Origin of the sequence: Aurantiacibacter hainanensis (assembly GCF_036321025.1) — a bacterium.
GTDB classification, from domain to species: domain Bacteria; phylum Pseudomonadota; class Alphaproteobacteria; order Sphingomonadales; family Sphingomonadaceae; genus Alteraurantiacibacter; species Alteraurantiacibacter hainanensis.
This window is the reverse complement of sequence record NZ_JAZAPB010000001.1, coordinates 33473-50066: the sequence shown is the minus strand read 5'-3', so window position 1 is coordinate 50066 and position 16594 is coordinate 33473. Positions and strand designations below refer to the sequence as shown.

16 protein-coding genes and 1 other RNA gene are annotated in these 16594 nt (G+C 65.4%); 10 read left to right on the top strand and 7 right to left on the bottom strand.

Annotation, left to right across the window (positions count from 1 at the left end; translation table 11 throughout):
• Positions 1–79: 79 nt before the first annotated feature.
• Positions 80–556, top strand: coding sequence for a DUF6456 domain-containing protein (locus tag AAA989_RS00245; protein WP_338240387.1), 477 nt, complete (start codon positions 80–82; stop codon positions 554–556).
• Here AAA989_RS00245 and AAA989_RS00240 read toward each other — a convergent pair.
• Both AAA989_RS00240 and AAA989_RS00235 read right to left on the bottom strand, forming a co-directional pair.
• Positions 553–2046, bottom strand: coding sequence for a hypothetical protein (locus AAA989_RS00240; protein ID WP_338240386.1), 1494 nt, complete (start codon positions 2044–2046; stop codon positions 553–555). The two genes, AAA989_RS00245 and AAA989_RS00240, sit on opposite strands and share 4 nt — an antisense overlap.
• Before the next feature lie 63 nt (positions 2047–2109).
• A complete protein-coding gene (locus AAA989_RS00235; protein ID WP_338240385.1) occupies positions 2110–3924 on the bottom strand; it encodes an ABC-F family ATP-binding cassette domain-containing protein in 1815 nt (604 codons plus the stop codon).
• 125 nt (positions 3925–4049) lie between these two features.
• Between AAA989_RS00235 and AAA989_RS00230 the strand changes: the two genes are divergently transcribed.
• From AAA989_RS00230 to AAA989_RS00215, 4 genes are all read left to right on the top strand, one after another.
• Complete coding sequence (locus tag AAA989_RS00230) at positions 4050–4760, top strand: SIMPL domain-containing protein (RefSeq protein WP_338240384.1); 711 nt, start codon at positions 4050–4052, stop codon at positions 4758–4760.
• A 97-nt stretch (positions 4761–4857) separates the two neighbouring features.
• Entirely contained in the window at positions 4858–5163 is a 306-nt protein-coding gene (locus tag AAA989_RS00225; protein ID WP_338240383.1) for a hypothetical protein, read from the top strand.
• A 104-nt stretch (positions 5164–5267) separates the two neighbouring features.
• Positions 5268–5945, top strand: coding sequence for a response regulator transcription factor (locus AAA989_RS00220; protein ID WP_338240382.1), 678 nt, complete (start codon positions 5268–5270; stop codon positions 5943–5945).
• 94 nt (positions 5946–6039) lie between these two features.
• The gene (locus tag AAA989_RS00215) at positions 6040–7356 is read left to right on the top strand and encodes a sensor histidine kinase (protein WP_338240381.1); all 1317 of its coding nucleotides are present in this window, start codon (positions 6040–6042) and stop codon (positions 7354–7356) included.
• A gap of 2 nt (positions 7357–7358) precedes the next feature.
• On the opposite strand, the gene AAA989_RS00210 is transcribed toward AAA989_RS00215, so the two are convergent.
• The 3 genes from AAA989_RS00210 to AAA989_RS00200 form a co-directional block, all read right to left on the bottom strand.
• Entirely contained in the window at positions 7359–7733 is a 375-nt protein-coding gene (locus AAA989_RS00210; protein WP_338240380.1) for a response regulator, read from the bottom strand.
• 12 nt (positions 7734–7745) lie between these two features.
• Positions 7746–8849: a PAS domain-containing protein gene (locus AAA989_RS00205; RefSeq protein WP_338240379.1), complete on the bottom strand. Its 1104-nt coding sequence runs from the start codon at positions 8847–8849 to the stop codon at positions 7746–7748.
• 67 nt (positions 8850–8916) lie between these two features.
• A complete protein-coding gene (locus AAA989_RS00200; RefSeq protein WP_338240378.1) occupies positions 8917–9222 on the bottom strand; it encodes a chorismate mutase in 306 nt (101 codons plus the stop codon).
• Between the two features lie 118 nt (positions 9223–9340).
• Between AAA989_RS00200 and AAA989_RS00195 the strand changes: the two genes are divergently transcribed.
• Entirely contained in the window at positions 9341–10363 is a 1023-nt protein-coding gene (locus AAA989_RS00195; RefSeq protein ID WP_338240377.1) for a polyprenyl synthetase family protein, read from the top strand.
• 77 nt (positions 10364–10440) lie between these two features.
• Here the strand turns inward: AAA989_RS00195 and AAA989_RS00190 are convergent, their stop codons facing one another.
• On the bottom strand, positions 10441–11244 hold the full coding sequence (locus tag AAA989_RS00190; protein ID WP_338240376.1) for a hypothetical protein: 804 nt from the start codon (positions 11242–11244) through the stop codon (positions 10441–10443).
• A gap of 182 nt (positions 11245–11426) precedes the next feature.
• Between AAA989_RS00190 and hrpB the strand changes: the two genes are divergently transcribed.
• Positions 11427–13865: an ATP-dependent helicase HrpB gene (gene hrpB, locus AAA989_RS00185; RefSeq protein WP_338240375.1), complete on the top strand. Its 2439-nt coding sequence runs from the start codon at positions 11427–11429 to the stop codon at positions 13863–13865.
• A 17-nt stretch (positions 13866–13882) separates the two neighbouring features.
• A complete protein-coding gene (locus tag AAA989_RS00180; protein WP_338240374.1) occupies positions 13883–14161 on the top strand; it encodes an ETC complex I subunit in 279 nt (92 codons plus the stop codon).
• 58 nt (positions 14162–14219) lie between these two features.
• Here AAA989_RS00180 and AAA989_RS00175 read toward each other — a convergent pair whose 3' ends face one another.
• Positions 14220–14447, bottom strand: a complete 228-nt coding sequence (locus AAA989_RS00175; protein ID WP_338240373.1) for a plasmid stabilization protein — start codon at positions 14445–14447, stop codon at positions 14220–14222.
• A 100-nt stretch (positions 14448–14547) separates the two neighbouring features.
• On the opposite strand from AAA989_RS00175, the gene ffs reads away from it, so the two are divergent.
• Both ffs and AAA989_RS00165 read left to right on the top strand, forming a co-directional pair.
• Positions 14548–14642: signal recognition particle sRNA small type (gene ffs, locus AAA989_RS00170), an RNA gene on the top strand.
• Between the two features lie 74 nt (positions 14643–14716).
• Complete coding sequence (locus tag AAA989_RS00165; protein WP_338240372.1) at positions 14717–16573, top strand: DNA polymerase III subunit gamma/tau; 1857 nt, start codon at positions 14717–14719, stop codon at positions 16571–16573.
• The last annotated feature ends 21 nt before the right edge of the window (positions 16574–16594 follow it).

Below are 16594 nucleotides of genomic sequence, written 5' to 3'. Positions count from 1 at the left end.
CGATCTGGTTGCAAAATCCTCTTTCCTACACCCGATTCGCCTTTGCAAGGCGGCCGCCTGTCGAAGAAGGGGAAAGCGCATGGACAACCGCAAGCTGGTGGAACGCGAACTGACGAGCGAGGGACCGCGCAGGAGAGGCGGAGCCAGTCGCCGCAAGCGCAGCGTCACGGTCAACCTCGCCGAGAGCCCGCTGGGCTGGCTGCATGCGCACGGTCACCTCGACGATCGCCTGTTCGATGCAGGGGAGCGGCTACGCGCCGACTACGAACGGGCGCAGCTGGGCGCCAACGTCACCATGCGATGGGACCCGGTACGGGTGAAGGGCACGGGCGAGCAGGGTCTGACCGCAACCGAGCGCCAGATCGCCGCGCGCTCGCGTTTCGATGGCGCACTGCGCCAGGCGGGGCGGGGGCTGGAAGACATTCTCTGGCGCGTCGTCTGCGCCGGGGAAACGCTCCCCATAGCGGAAAAGGCGCTGGAATGGCCCGCGCGCAGCGGCAAGCTGGTGCTGAGACTGGCGCTGGACCGGGTGGCCGACTACTACCGGATCAACTAGCTGAGAAGACCGCGCAGCCAGCTGGTGAACTTCGCCCACAGCGACGGTCCGCTCGCATATTCGCTCTCGGCCTGCGCCTGCTCGCGTTCGCGGATCAGGCGAGCTCGTAGCGAGTTGCTCTCACCTTCAGCCAGCGCATGCAAAGTGCGGCCCCGGGGGTTGGCGGAATACATGAAGGCGTAGCCATCCACCGGCTCGTCGTCGGTCTCGGTATAGCTGTCGTCTTCCTCGTCGATCTCCTCTTCGAGAAAATCGTCTGCCGGTTCGGGCCGATCCTGCGGCGGGGGAGGGACATGTCCATCCTCCACCACTTCTTCCATTTCCCATTCGAACCGGTTCGGGTCTTCGTCCGTATAGGGTGAATAGGGTTCGTAGTCCGCGCTCGTGTCGTCTTCCGGTTCGGCGGAAGATCGATCTTCGGGGACTGCCTCGGGCACGGTCGCATAGTCGAGCGGAAGCTCGCTCGATGCAGGCTCTTCCATCGGCTCGGACCACGCATCGGGCTCGAACTCGGCTTCCGCTTCCACTTCGGGAAGTGCGGCGAAGGTGTCGTCCTCGACTGACGCGTCGGTATCGGGCTGCGCCTCGTTGAGGTCCTGCTCGGCGGCTGGTTCGAGGTCCGCGGCAGGTTCGCCAGCCACCGGACGCCAGCTGATTGGTCCGGTCGGGAACTCCAGGAACGGCTCGTCGCCGAATACCTGTGCCCTTTCGGCGGGCTCCTCGGTCTGCGATTCGATTTCTGGTTCGGCGAACGCCTCTTCCGGCAGATCGTACTCTGCTTCCGGCTCAGGCAACGGATTGACTGGAAATCTCTGCGCGCGTGGATCGACGGGCGGGGCATCGCCGCCTGTGCTCGCCATCCCGGGTTCGTTATAAGTCGCTTCGGCCCGGTACGCGGCATCGTGCGGCGGCGTGAAATCGTCCGCGTCCCCGTTCTCGAATTCTTCTGCCTTCTCGCGTTCCGAACGCGCCAGTTCCGCTTCTTCCTCGGCGGCGATCTCCTCGTCCGATTTCAGCGGCAGGCTGGGGAAGATGCGGTGATCGAAATCGAGGCCTTCGAGGTGTGCGGCGATGGCGGCTTCGTCGTCTGGATCCGGCTCCGGGCGCGAGGCGGACATCCGCAGCAGGTCCTCGGCAGTCGGCACCTCGGTGTCGTCGGTCTCATCGCCTTCCTCGTCGGCGCCCATGTCCTCGGGCGAGGAATCCTCGTCGTCCATTGGGGCAAGGCCGAGGACGGCGGAAGGACGTTCCGGTCGCTGCACTTCTTCGCCGAGCAATTCGGCGGAGGCATCCTGGAACATCATGTGTGCCTTCTCGAGCTCCTCGGGATCGAGGACGAGAACAGGCTTTTTCTTGAATTTCTTGGGACCGCCCAGGTTGGCAAGGCTGCCGAACGCAGGTCCATCCTCACCCGCTGCATGTGCGGGCGTTGCCGTCTCGTCGGCACGCATAGCGGAGCTCGTCGCATTCCCCATAAGAAGCCTTTTCACGGACTTTGGTGCAAACGACGTGAGCAAGCGTGGTTAACGCGAATTAACCTCTTGCGAGAGGCGTCATCCCTCTACCAGGGCGGCGAGTTCCAGCCAGCGGTCCTCGGCCTCGTCCTTCTCGGTGCGGGCCATTTCCAGCGACTTCGTGATGCGCGCGAAGCGATCCGGGTCGCGGCTGTAGAGGTCCGGATCGGCAAGAGCGGCCTCGCCCTTGGCAATCAGTCCTTCCAGTTCCTCTATCCGCGCGGGCAGCCGTTCGTAATCGCGCTGGTCGTTGTAGCTCAGCTTGGCCGGGTCCTTCGGCGGCGGGGGAGGGGGCGGGGCGCTCTTTTCCGGGGCGTCCTGTCCCTTCGCCTCCTTCTTCTGCGGCTTTCGTGTCCGCTTGGCCTGCCAGTCCTCGTATCCGCCGGCCACGATGTCCACCGTACCGCTGCCATCAAGGCCCAGCGTCACCGTGACGGTGCGGTCCAGGAAATCGCGGTCGTGGCTGACGATCAGCACGGTACCCTCGTAGTCGGCGATCACTTCCTGCAGCAGGTCCAGCGTCTCGAGGTCGAGGTCGTTGGTAGGCTCGTCCAGCACGAGGAGGTTGGATGTTCGCGAGAACTCCCGCGCCAGCAGCAGGCGGCTGCGTTCGCCGCCCGAAAAGGTGCCGATCTTCGCATCGACCAGCGAGGGGTCGAAAAGGAAGTCCTTGAGATAGGCCTGCACGTGCTTGCGGTGTCCGCGCACATCCAGCCAATCGCCGCCTTCTGCCAGCACCTGGCGCACGGTCTTCTGCGGATCGAGCAGTGAGCGCTGCTGATCGATCATCACGCCCGAAAGGGTCTTGGCGTGCGTCACGGTGCCGGTATCGGGTTCCAGCTCCTTGGTCAGCATCGTGAGCAGGGTGGTCTTGCCCGCGCCATTGGCGCCGACGATGCCGATGCGGTCGCCGCGCTGGATGCGCAGGGAGAACGGCTTGATAATGTCGCGCCCGTCGTAGCTCTTGGAGATATCCTCCGCGACGATCACCGACTTGCTCTTGAAATCGTCGTCGCTGGCCAGTTTCAGCTTGGCCGTGCCGCCAGGCGATATCATCGCGGCACGGGCGGCGCGCATTTCCCAAAGCTTCTCCAGCCGGCCCATGTTGCGCTTGCGCCGCGCAGTGACGCCGCGCTCCAGCCAGTGCGCCTCGATCTTCAGCCTGGCGTCCAGTTTCTCCGCCGCGCGCGCTTCCTCGGCGTAGACCTGTTCCTCCCACGCCTCGTAGCCGCCGAAGCCAACGTCCTTGCGACGCAGTTGTCCGCGGTCGAGCCACAGCGTCGAGCGGGTGAGGCGCTTCAGGAACGTGCGGTCGTGGCTGATGACGATGAAGGCGCCCTTGTAGCGGGTCAGCCAGGCCTCCAGCCAGTCGATGGCGGCAAGATCGAGGTGGTTGGTCGGCTCGTCCAGCAAGATGAGATCGGGTTGCAGTGCCAGCGCGCGGGCGATGGCGGCGCGACGCTTCTCGCCCCCGCTGGCGCCGGCGGTGCCGGTGCTCATGTCGATGCCCAGCTGTCCGGCGATGGCCTCCACCTCGTGCTCTGCCGGGGGACGATCTCCCGAAAGGGCGAAATCCATCAGGGTATCGAAGCCGTCGAAATCGGGATCCTGTTCCAGCCAGACGATGTTGATGTGCGGCTTCACCTTGCGGGTGCCGCGGTCGGCTTCGATCTCGCCGGTTATCAGCTTCAGCAGCGTGGTCTTCCCCACGCCGTTGCGACCGATCAGCGCAAAACGGTCGCGCGGTCCGATATGCAGGTCCATCCCGTCGCCATCCGACGGATCGCCGAACAGCCAGCGGCCGCCCTGCTGCAGGCCAAGTCCTTCCCAGCTCAAGATCGGTGGTTCTGCCATGACGAGCGCGCAGGTAGGCGTGCGCCGGTCGGCTGGCAAGCGGCCTCGCCGGGAACGGGGGCGTTCAGCCTGGCGTTATCCCGCCTGGCGCAAGCCGAGCGCCTGTATCCAAGGAGCAACATCATATGATCCGCCCCATCCTGCCCGTAGTCGCCGCCGCCGTCATGGCTTCGCCCGCCGCCGCCGAGGTTGATATTCAGGCTGCCGGCCCGGTGGTCGAACTGTCGGTCAGCGAAAGCGTGGCGGTCGATCCCGACATCGCGAATCTGAGCGCAGGCGTGACGACGGTCGCCCCCACGGCGGTGGAGGCCATGCGCCAGAATGCGCAGGCCATGAACCGTGTCATCGAGCGGATCGAGGCACTGGGCATCGACGAGGACGATATCCAGACCAGCGGCGTGAACCTGAATGCCGAATACGACTACAATCAGGAGACCCGGCAGCAGGAATTCCGCGGCTATCGGGTGATGAACCGGGTGAACATCGTGCTGCGCGACATTCAGCGCACCGGCGAAGTGCTGGATTCGCTCGTCGCCGCAGGGGCTACCGACCTTGGCGGCATCGGCTGGGCGGTGGACGATCCCGCGCCGTTCGTGGAGCAGGCGCGTCAGGCCGCCTTTGCCACCGCTCGCCAGCGGGCACAGGATTACGCGCGGCTGTCGGGCTACGGCAACGTGCGTCTGCTGGAGATCAGCGAGAACGTGACCAGCCAGCCCATGCCGATGTATCGGCAGGTCGCGGCGACAGCCGACGTGGCGGAGCAATCGACGCCGGTCCGGCCGGGCCAGGTAGAGGCCGGAATCACGGTGAATTTCAGCTTCGAGATGGTGGAGTAGCATTCCTGCCACACCTCGCCGGTGAAGCTTCCTGAACGCCTCTGGCGCGCAACATTCACTCCTTGTTCAATGGTATTGCCTTAGGCACAACCTCACCATGAAATCCCTCTCCGCCTGTCTCGCCGCGCTTGCGCTGGCCGCCTCGCTCGGCGCTGCACCCGTGCACGCGCAGTCGCGCGGCGACCAGCAGAGCGCGCGCGCCGAGATGCAGGCGGGCCGCAACATGCCGATCCGCGAGATCGAGCGGCGGATCATTCCGCGCATGGAAAGCGATGACGAGTACATCGGTTTCGAATACGATCGCACGGCGCAGGCCTATCGCCTGAAATTCATCCGCAACGGCCGCATGATCTGGGTCGACGTGGACGCGCAGACGGCTCGCATCCTGCGAATTTCCCGCTGATTCGCGGGTTTCCACCTGCTTCTTGCCGGAAACTTCCACCTCGCTTGACGCGTTTGTGGCAAAAGCCCAATTGTCGGGCGTGATTGCAGGGGAGACTTAATCGAATGCGCATCCTGATCGTCGAGGACGAGCCTACGCTCGGCCAGCAACTCAAATCGACGCTGGAGCAGAACGGCTATGCGGTCGACCTTTCCACGGATGGCGAGGACGGCCACTTTCTGGGCAGCACCGAGGATTACGATGCCGTCGTGCTGGACCTGGGCCTGCCGGAGATCGACGGGCTGACGGTGCTGGGGATGTGGCGCAAGGAAGGCCGCAATTTCCCGGTCCTGGTGCTGACCGCGCGCGACAGCTGGAGCGACAAGGTCGCCGGGCTCGACGCAGGCGCTGACGATTACCTGGCAAAACCCTTCCAGACAGAGGAACTGATCGCCCGCCTGCGCGCGCTGATCCGCCGTGCTTCGGGCAACGCCTCATCTGAACTGACGGCGGGCGACGTCCGGCTCGACACGCGTTCGGGCCGCGTCACGCTGGCGGGTGAGCCGGTGAAGCTCACGGCGCAGGAATACAAGCTCCTCAGCTACCTGATGCACCACAAGGGCAAGGTCGTCAGCCGGACCGAGTTGATCGAGCATATCTACGACCAGGATTTCGACCGCGATTCGAACACGATCGAAGTCTTCGTCACCCGCATCCGCAAGAAACTTGGCGCTGACGTAATCACGACTATCCGTGGCCTCGGTTACAGCCTCGACGACCCCGACGACCCTGCGCGCGAGTAAGACCGGCGTAGCGCAGGACGTGGAGACGCGCGCGAATGACGGCGAAACCGCCGTCCCCTTCGGGCCGCGTCATACAGGTAGCCTTGCCCGGCGCATGATGCTTATCGCGGCGGGGTGGATCTTCGCCCTGTTGCTGCTTGGCGGGCTGGCGCTGGACCGGGCGCTGACCAACCTCGTTTCCAATCAGTTCGACGAGCAGCTGGAAATTTCCCTCAACGCCATGGTGCTGTCGGCTGAGCTCGACCCCTTCGGCGAGGTGCGGTTCAACCGCATCCTGGGCGACCAGCGCTTCCTTGAACCCAACAGCGGCTTCTACTGGCAGATCAGCGGCGAGGGCGTCGCCCCATATCCCTCGCGCTCGCTGTGGGACGACCTGCTTCAGATTCGCGAGGACGTGCAGGCGTACGAGACGATCTTCTACGATTCCGGGCAATTCACCGACGAGCCGCTGCGGATCGCGCAGCGCACCGTGTCGCTGCCCGGCAGCGATGTGGAATGGCAATTCGTGGTGGCGGGAAGCCGGGTGGAACTGAACGAGCAGATCGCGGATATCCGCTCGATCCTCGCCTGGTCTTTCGCGGTCCTCGGCATCGGACTGTTCCTGATGGCCATGGCGCAGACCTGGTACGGCCTCGGACCGCTGCGAAGGGTGCGCAAGGCGATTGCGCATATCCGCTCGTCGGGCAGCAACCGCGTCACCGACCCGCTGCCGCTGGAAGTGCAGCCCATGGTGGACGAGCTGAACGCGCTGCTGGCCCATTCGGAATTGCAGGCGGAGGAAGCCCGACGTCATGCCGGCAACCTTGCCCATGCGCTGAAGACGCCGCTGACCGTCGTGACCAACGCCGCAAGCGCAGGTGCGCCAGACCTGGACGAGACCGTGCTGCGCGAGGCGAGCACCATGCGTCGACAGGTCGATCACCATCTTGCCCGCGCACGCGCCGTTGGTCGGCGCGCCGTGGGCCTCAGCCGCGCCAACGTGATGGAAAGCGCCGTGGCGGTGGAGCGCGCCGTGGGCCGCCTCTATCCCGAGGTGCGGTTCGATATCGACGGCAACGAGGCGGCAGACGTGGCGGTAGAACGGCAGGACCTGGAGGAATTGCTGGGCAACCTGATCGAAAACGCCGCCAAGTACGGCGGTGGCAGCGTGTTCGTGACGGTCGATTCGGAGCCGGAGGCGGCGCTGTGCGCGGTGATGGTCGAGGACGACGGCACCGGAATCCCCGAGGCAAAGCGGGCCGAAATTTTCGGTCGCGGCGCGCGGCTGGATACCGAGAAGCCCGGCACGGGTCTCGGCCTCGCGATCGTGCGCGACGTGGCGGAAATCTACGGCGGCAGCGTCGACCTGGGCGAGAGCGAGGACCTGGGCGGCTTGCTGATTACCCTGCGCTTGCCCCGCGCCAGCGAATAGCGTCAGCGGCTCTGGGTGGCCGGCTGCTTCAGAAGATTGATCGCGGTCTCGATGACGAGAGATGCATCGGCGGGCTTGGGCACGTGCGTCGCGCCCAGGTTGCGCACCGTCTCGTCGGCGCGGTTCAGGTCACCCGAATGGAGCAGGTAGGGAATCCTGCGCCTGTCCAGTTCCTCGGCCACCGGCACGCAGGTCTCCTTGCCCTTCAGCGTCACGTCGAGGACGGCCACGTCGATATCGCGGCCTTCAAGATGAGCCATCGCCTTGGCGACCCCGCTGGCGCAGAAGGGCGTGCAGCCCTGGTCCTCGGCGGCGAACTCCAGATCCATCAGGATAAGAGGCTCGTCCTCCAGCAAAAGGATGGAACAGTCTTTCATTAAGGGGGGTCCTCAGCTTGCGGGAAACTCGATCCGTACTTCCAGGCCTTCGCGCTTCCAATCCCGGTGGATGACGCCGCCCGCATGCGTGACAAGACGATCGATGATCGCGTTGCCTGATCCGTGATGTTCTACGGGGATGGAGGCGTCCGGCCCGCCGTTTTCCCGCCATGTGACCACGAGGTCTTCGTTGTCCTCGCCTTCGGCCCACCAATCCACTTCCACATGGCCATCGTCAGTGGACCAGGCGCCATGCTTTTCGGCATTGGCCGCCAGTTCGTGGAGCGTCAGGCCGACGCCCGAAACGACGTTGAAGGGCACTTTCAGGCCATTGCCGTGCAAGGTAAGCCGGCCCGTTCCGACGTCGTAGGGTTCCAGGATGGCGCGAATGGCCTCGCCGATCTGGATATTGCCGGACGATGCCTCGTCCAGCGTGGTTTCGTAAGCACGGCCCAGCGCCTGGACCCGGTGATTGATCTCGCGCGCTTCTTCCTCGACGCCGCGCATCCGGCCGGTGATGTTCACGATGCCCGAAATCACGGCGAACATGTTCTTCATGCGGTGCGAGAGCTCGCGCGCCATTTCCTTCGCATAGAGCTCTTCCGCCCGCGCCGCGCGCACGTCCGACACGTCCCACTGGCTGCCGAAGAAATACAGCAGTTCGCCTTCGGAATTGTAGATCGGGCCGATGTGGAGGGCGTTCCAGAACGTCTCGCCGTTCTTGCGGTAGTTGAGCAGCTCGACGACCGTCACGTCTTCGGTCTCCAGCGCCTCGCGAATCTTGGCGACTTCGTTCTGGTCGGTTTCCGGACCCTGCAGAAAGCGGCAGTTCCGGCCGATGACTTCTTCCTCGGAATAACCGGTCAGTTCGCGAAAGGCGCGGTTGGCGAAGACAATGGGATCGTCGGGCTTGTTGGGATCCGTCAGGCAGATGGCCATGCGGGTCTGCGCCATGGCCTGCTCGAACAGCACGCCTGACGCACCCACGAACTGGTCTTCGGGGTGGGCTTCGCGAAAGCGGTCGGGGCTGGAGTCGAAATTCGGTCCAGCGTCGTATGTCTGACCGGTGCCCTTCGGCGCCTTGTCGCCGGGCTTCGGTTTGGTTGGCTTGTCCATTTCGCCTTGCTAAACGTGGAAATTACGGATCGGTTTCCATCCGAAAAGCAGTGAAACGCTAAAAGTGTCAATCACCTCGGGCGATGCGATGGTGGCGAATGACCTCGTCGATCACGAAACGGATGAATTTCTCGCTGAATTCAGGGTCGAGATCGGCCTCCACCGCCAGCTTGCGCAACCGCTCGACCTGCCTCGCCTCCCGTCCCGGATCGGCCGCTGGCAACCGGGTTTTCGCCTTGTGCTCGCCCACGGCCTGGGTGATGCGAAAGCGCTCGGCCAGCATGTGGATCAGCGCTGCATCGATATTGTCGATGCTCTTGCGATAGCCAGCGAGCACGGGATCGGGTGGCGTCTCTGACGACGCGTCTGACATTGGGGCCTCCGGTGCCTCCGGTAGAGGCCGCGACTGTTGGGTCGGCATGGTCATGCGCCTTCCTTGCGGGAGAAATGGCATCTTGCCAACACCCCTGTGCATCCCCATGGAGAGCGGCATGAGCGACAACGTCGTCCCCCTCAAGCGCGGCCCTGATGCGTCACCACCCACGCTGACCCCGATCCTGTCGCTCACCGCCACGGCGATGAACGCGGTGAATTCCATCATCCTCGACCGGATGCAGAGCGAGATTCCGCTGATCCCTGCGCTGGCGGGGCACCTGATCGCAGGTGGCGGAAAACGCATGCGTCCCATGCTGACGCTAGCGGGCGCGGAAGTGGTGGGATACCAGGGCACGCGCCATCACAAGCTGGCCGCTGCCGTCGAATTCATCCACACCGCCACCCTGCTGCATGACGACGTGGTGGACGGCAGCGAGATGCGTCGCGGCAAGTCTGCCGCCAACATCGTCTACGGCAACCCCGCCACCGTGCTGGTGGGCGATTTCCTCTTCAGCCGCGCCTTCGAACTGATGGTGGAGGACGGCAGCCTGAAGGTGCTCAAGATCCTGTCAGGCGCCAGCGCCGTTATCGCGCAGGGCGAGGTCGATCAGCTGACCGCGCAGCGCAAGATCGAGACGAGCGAGGAGCGCTATCTCGACATCATCGGCGCCAAGACCGCCGCCCTTTTCGCCGCTGCCAGCCGCATTTCCGCCGTCGTTGCCGAAAGGGGCGATGAAGAGGAAAAGGCGCTCGATTCCTATGGCCGCAACCTGGGCATCGCCTTCCAGCTGGTGGACGATGCCATCGACTACGATTCCGAAGCCGCCGAGATGGGCAAGGATCGCGGCGACGATTTCCGCGAAGGCAAGATGACGCTTCCCGTCATCCTTGCCTATGCCCGTGGCGACGAGTCCGAACGGCGCTTCTGGCAGGATGCCATTGCCGGCTTTTCCGCCGAGGACGAGGACCTTGCCCACGCGGTGGACCTGATCCGAAAGCACGACTGCGTTTCCGCCACCCGCGACCGCGCCCGGCACTACGCGCAGCGCGCCTGCGACGCCTTGTCGATCTTCCCCGATTCCGCGGCACGGCGCGCCATGGTGGAAGCCGCGCAGTTCGCCGTGGCGCGCGGGTACTAGGCTCCTGGCTCCAGACTAAAGGAAAGCCCCGACCCTCGTGAGAGAGCCGGGGCCATCTGTCGCCTTCGCGGTTCGCGTTACTGCCGGGTGGCGTTGTACCTCACGATGCTGCCGTTCCGCTGATTGGTGTTCACCGCCGACATCGTGTCGCCGTTGATCGTAATCTCGGTGACGGAAAGCGTTTCGCCGTCGCGCATGTAGGTTTCGCGATAGGAATTCTCGCCGATCTCCTCGACCGCGACCATTACGTTCGCATCATTGCCTTCGATCGCGACGGGCTCCCCGCCGAGAGTGGCGGTGTAGCTGCTGCCGTTGCCCGTGCTGGTGTATTGATCGCCATCGAGGCTGTAGGAGAAACGCAGGCCGGCATCGCTGATTTCGCCGACGTCGGCCAGGGTCCACTCGCCGGACATGGCGTGGGAGCCTTCCGGACCCTCCGCAGTGCGGGTGAAAGTTTCCGAACCGCTCACCGGTTCGTCGCCCGACGTGTCGTTGAACTCGCTGGTCAGGGTCTGTCCGTCCTCGCTAACCGTCCAGGTCGTGGAGCCGAGTTCCTCCTCGCCCAGGCGGAAGGCCGAGCGGACGGTGGAATCGTCGACGACTTCCACCATGACGGAGTCCACGCCGGGGCGATCCACGCTCTGCCATTCGCCGTTGGCGTTCACCTCGTAGGGCGGAATGCAGCTGAGGCACTCGAACGTGCCGTCTGCCAGTATGTAGTTGCGGTTGTCGTTCTCGAACTCGGCCGAATCCACGTCGGCCAGCCATTCGCCGGTTATGGTGCCGTCCGATGCCACCGTTTCCTCTGTCTCCACCTCGGCCGTTTCGCCGCAGGCTGCAACGCCCATGGTCAGAGTAATCGCGGCAATCGCCGTCATCATTTTTTGCATATGTTCCCCCATCTGATTGGAGGTCGGCCGCGCACCGTCAGTGCGGGGCAGCCAAGACCCCGTTTCGCGACCGCAGCGGTGGGGTAGCAGCTTTTGGAAGCTCCTGCCAAGAAATCGGTGTCTGGCGGGCTTCGGGGGCTGCAAGCGGGGCGGGCTTGTGCGAAGGAGGCGCCGTGTCCGATCGCCTGCCCATCCACGCCGTTCTGCCAGACCTGCTCGCAGCCTTGCGTAATGGCAATGGCGCCGTTCTGGTTGCGCCTCCGGGAGCGGGGAAGACCACCGCTGTCGCTCCGGCGCTGCTCGACGAACCGTGGTGTACCGGGCAGATCATCCTCACCTCGCCGCGCCGGGTCGCCGCGCGCGCTGCTGCCGAGCGCATCGCCAGCCTGCTGGGCGAGCAGGTGGGTGAGCGGGTTGGCTACCTTACCCGGCTGGACAGTCGGCAGTCGAAGGCGACCCGCATCCTGGTGGTGACGGAAGCGATCCTGGTGAACCGGCTGCTGGAGGACCAGGAGCTTGCCGGCGTCTCGGCACTGCTCTTCGACGAGGCGCACGAACGAAATCTCGACAGCGACCTTGGCTTGGCACTGGCTCTGGAGACGCAGGCTGTCCTGCGCGAAGACCTGCGGATCGGCGTGATGAGCGCGACGATCGACGGTGCCCGATTTGCCCGCCTGATGGGCGAAGACGTTCCGGTCATCGAAAGCGAGGGCAAGGCCTTCCCGCTGCGTATCGAATGGCTTGGCGCGCGACCTGAAGAGCGGATCGAGGCTGCGATGGCATCCGCCATCCTCCAGGCGTGGCGCGAGGAGGAGGGCGACATCCTCGCCTTCCTGCCGGGCGTCGGAGAGATCGAACGAACCCGCGAGCGGCTGGCCGAGCGCCTGCCCGATGTGCCGATCCTGCCCCTGCACGGACAGGTGCAGCCGCAGGATCAGCGCGCCGCCATTCGCCGCGACGCGGAAGGCCGTCGCCGCATCGTCCTTGCCACCAGCATTGCCGAGACCTCGCTGACGCTGGAGGGCGTATCGGTGGTGGTCGACAGCGGCCTTTCCCGCAGGGCCGAGTTCGATCGTGCGGCGGGCACCACGCACCTTCTCACCCAGCGCGCCAGCCAGGCAGCGGCGGCGCAAAGGGCAGGGCGCGCGGCAAGGCAGGGGCCGGGCGTCGCCTATCGCCTGTGGGAAGAGGCCGGCCATGCGGGAAGGCCCGATTTCGACCCGCCGGAGATGCTGACGCAGGACCTCGCGCCGCTGGTGCTGAACCTGGCGCGCTGGGGCGTGACCGATCCCGCCAGCCTGCAATGGCTCGATCCCCCGCCAGCAGCGTCCGTCGCCTCGGCGCGGGAGAGGCTCGGCAAGCTGGGTGCTCTTGATGGTGCAGGGGCCATCACGGGATGGGGCGAACAGGTGGCATCGCTCCCGCTGGACCCCGAAGGCGCGGCTGCCGTGCTGTTCGCCGCGCAGGGCGGGCAGGCCCGGGAGGCCGCGCGACTGGTCCTTCTGGCTCAGGAACGCGGGCTTGGCGGGCGCGGGGAAGACCTGCTGGGCCGCCTCCAGCGCTGGAACGGCGACCGGGGCAAGCGGGCCGAGGCTTCGCGCAAGCTGGCCGCGCGCTGGGCGCAGCTCGCCGAACGAGCGAGCGAGGGTGCCTCGGCCTCATCCGTCGGCGAGAACCCGGCCATCTATCTCGCCCGCGCCCGACCTGATTTCGTCGCTCGACGGCGCGATGCTTCGGGAGAAAGCTGGGCCACGGTCGGCGGTCGCGGGTTCAGCCTCGATCCCGGGTCGCCCCTTGGCCGGGCCGAGTGGCTGGTGATCGCCGACGCGCAGGGACAGGCCAAGGGCGCGAGGATCACCGCGGCGGCGGAACTGTCGCGAAACGATGTCGAGAAGCATCTTGAATATCTGATCGAAGAACGGACGGTTGCACGCTGGAATTCCAGCGAAAAACGCGTCGAGGCCCGCCGCGAAAGGCGAATGGGCGCAATCACTCTGGCGAGCGGGCCGGACCCCGATCCCGACCAGGGCGCGATTGTGGATATCCTTGTGGAAAAGTCGGTGGAGCAATTGGGGATACTGCTACCGCCCGGCTTCCTGGCGCGCGCCCGCTTCGCCGGGGTCGAAGTTCTGTCCGAGGCCGCTCTCGCCTCTCGTGCGGAGGAATGGCTCGTCCCGCTTCTGCAGGGACGCCGGGACCTGGACTTGCCCCCGGGTCGATTTGCCGAAGCGGCGCTCAACCTGCTGTCGTGGGACGAGCGGCAGCAACTCGATGCCAGGGCCCCGCGCCAGTTTACCAGCCCCGCCGGCACGTCCCACGCGATCGACTACGCCGGCGACGATGCGCCCAGCGTGGAGGTGCGCGTGCAGGCCGTGTTCGGCCTCGAACGCCATCCGATGATCGGGGAGACGCCGCTCCTGTTGAAGCTCACCAGCCCGGCGGGCCGCCCCATACAGTCCACGCGTGACCTGCCAGCTTTCTGGCGCGGAAGCTGGGAAGATGTGCGCAAGGACATGAAGGGCCGCTATCCCAAGCACCGCTGGCCCGACGAGCCCTGGGCCGAAAAACCCAGCCTGAAGACCAAGAACGCCTTTTCAAAAGGCGGCGGTTGAATTATCCGCTGCCCATTATGGAAGCCCGTATCTACAAGCGCCCCAAGAGCGCGATGCAATCCGGCAAGGCCCTGATCGACCAGTGGGTGCTCGATTTCGTGCCCGCGGAGGCGAAGAAGCCCGATCCCCTGATGGGCTGGGCCGGCAGCGGCGACACGCGCCAGCAGGTGCAGTTGAAGTTCCCCACGTGCGAGGCCGCGCAGGCCTATGCCGAAAAGCACGGCATCGCGGCGCGGGTGCACCCGGTGCCGCCCAAGAAGCTGAAGCTCCAGGCCTACGCGGACAACTTCCGCTAGTTTATCGAAGGCCCGGACGCTCCGTTTCCGGGGATTGTCTCAAGCTAAAGTTGGCTGACTAGCCGGAACCGCTCTTGCGGCCACCCTTTGCGCTGCTTTCGTGCGTGTCCTTCTGGCCGCGGCCCGAACCGGACTTGTTTCCGCCGCCCGATTCCTTGTTCACCGTGGCCCAGGCCCTGCGCTCGGCCTCCTTCTCGGAAACGCCGCGTTCCTCGTAGCTTTCCTCGATGTGTTCGGCCTTGCGCTTCTGCTTGTCGGTATACTTGTCCTTGTCTCCTTGCGACATGACTGTTTCTCCTTCTCTTTCCTGCCGATGCAACGCATTGAAGCCCCCTCTTGTTTCAGACCGGGCTTGTAACGGGCCGACCGTTTCGCCATATGGCGCGCCGGGAGTCGGGTGGACGTTCGCGTTTGCTCACCGGGTCAGGTCCGGAAGGAAGCAGCCCAGGTAAATGGCAGCGGGTCGCTCGGCTCCTTTTCTCGCTTCGCGCGATCTGCGATTCCCACAACATTGTTGCCATGACATTCGCGCGGGCAGCGCCTACCTTCGCAGGCATGAGCGATTCACCGGACAACCCGGATACCCCGCCGTGGGAAATTGACGAGCAGGACGACGAGGCAAAGCCCTCTGCCGAAGAGCTGGAGGCCGCCGGGCAGAACTCGATGTTCGGCGATGCGCCCCCGACCCCGGCCGCGAAGCCCGCTGCAGAGGCACCCGTGCCCACCACGCCCGCGCCCGAAAAGCCCGCCACCATTAGCGATGCGCCGAAGCCGGCGCCGCTGCCCGACAAGGCGCAGCCCTATCGCGTGCTGGCGCGCAAGTATCGACCGCAGACCTTCGGCGAGCTGATCGGGCAGGAACCGATGGTGCGCACGCTGGGCAATGCCATAGAGCGCGACCGGCTGGCCCATGCCTTCCTGATGACGGGCGTTCGCGGCGTGGGCAAGACCTCCACCGCGCGCCTGATCGCCAAGGCGCTGAACTGCGTCGGGCCGGATGGGCAGGGCGGCCCCACTATCAACCCCTGCGGCGTCTGCGATGCCTGCGTCGGCATTGCCGAGGGGCGTCATATCGACGTGATCGAGATGGACGCCGCGAGCCACACCGGCATCGACGACATCCGCGAGATCATCGAAGCGGTGCGCTATGCCACCGTGTCAGCGCGCTACAAGATCTACATCATCGACGAGGTTCACATGCTGTCGAAGGCGGCCTTCAACGGCTTGCTGAAGACGCTGGAAGAGCCGCCCGCGCACGTGAAGTTCCTGTTCGCCACCACCGAGGTGGACAAGCTGCCCGTCACGGTGCTCAGCCGCACGCAGCGCTTCGACCTGCGCCGCATCCCGCGCGACATGCTGCGCGACCATTTCGCCGGGATCTGCCGCAAGGAAGGCGTTCAGGCGGAGGAAGAGGCGCTCGCCATGATCGCCGCCGCCGCCGAAGGATCGGTGCGCGACGGGCTTTCCATCCTCGACCAGGCGATCGCCCACGCCGACATGGAAGCGGGCGAGGCTGGCGCCACGGTGCGCGCGGCCAAGGTTCGCGACATGCTCGGCCTTGCCGACAAGGGTGCGCAGCGGCGTTTGTTCCAGCACCTGCTGGAAGGCAACCCGCAGGCGCTGCTGGAGGCGGTGGATCAGCAGTATTCGCTGGGCGTCGAACCGCTGGCCCTGATCCGGTCGCTGATGGAATTCACCCACCGCATCGCCGTTGCCCAGGTGGGCGGCGGCGAAGTGGACGCGCCGACCGAGGACGAGCGCGAGACGCTGGGCGAATGGGCGGAGAAGCTTTCCCCCGGACAGGTCCATCGCCTCTGGCAGCTGCTGCTGAAAGGCCATGACGAGGTGCGCACCGCGCCAGATCCGCTGGTGGCGGCGCAGATGGCGCTGCTGCGCGTATTGCATGCTGCCGACATGCCCGATCCCGGAAAACTGGCCCGCGAACTGAAGGACGCGGCGCTGGCGGGCGGCATCGCCTCTGGTGGTGCCGGCGGCGAAGGCGCGGGCGGCGTGCAGGCGATCAGCTGGCAGGAGCTGGTCGATCGGGTCGATCATTCGGCCCTGCCCAACGCCATGTCGCTGGCCACCAAGCTGCGCCTGCAGGTACGGGTGGTGGACCTGGCGCCGGGCAAGCTGACCTTTTCCCAGCCCGATGGCTTCGACGAGGACATCGTGCAGGAAATCCGCCAGGCGCTGCTGGAAATCACCGGCCAGCGCTGGGATGTGCAGCGCAGCGAGGAACAGGGCGCGCCCACCCTTGTAGAGCAGGAAGAGGCCCTCCGCCGCGCCGAGAAGGAGCGGGTGGAAAGCCATCCGATGATGCAGGCCGTGCGCAGCCATTTCCCGGATGCGCAACTGGTAGAAGAGACGGAGCCGCCGCGCGGTCGCCAGGACTGGAGCAGGCGGGCCTGATAGCCCCCCAAGGAGAGACCA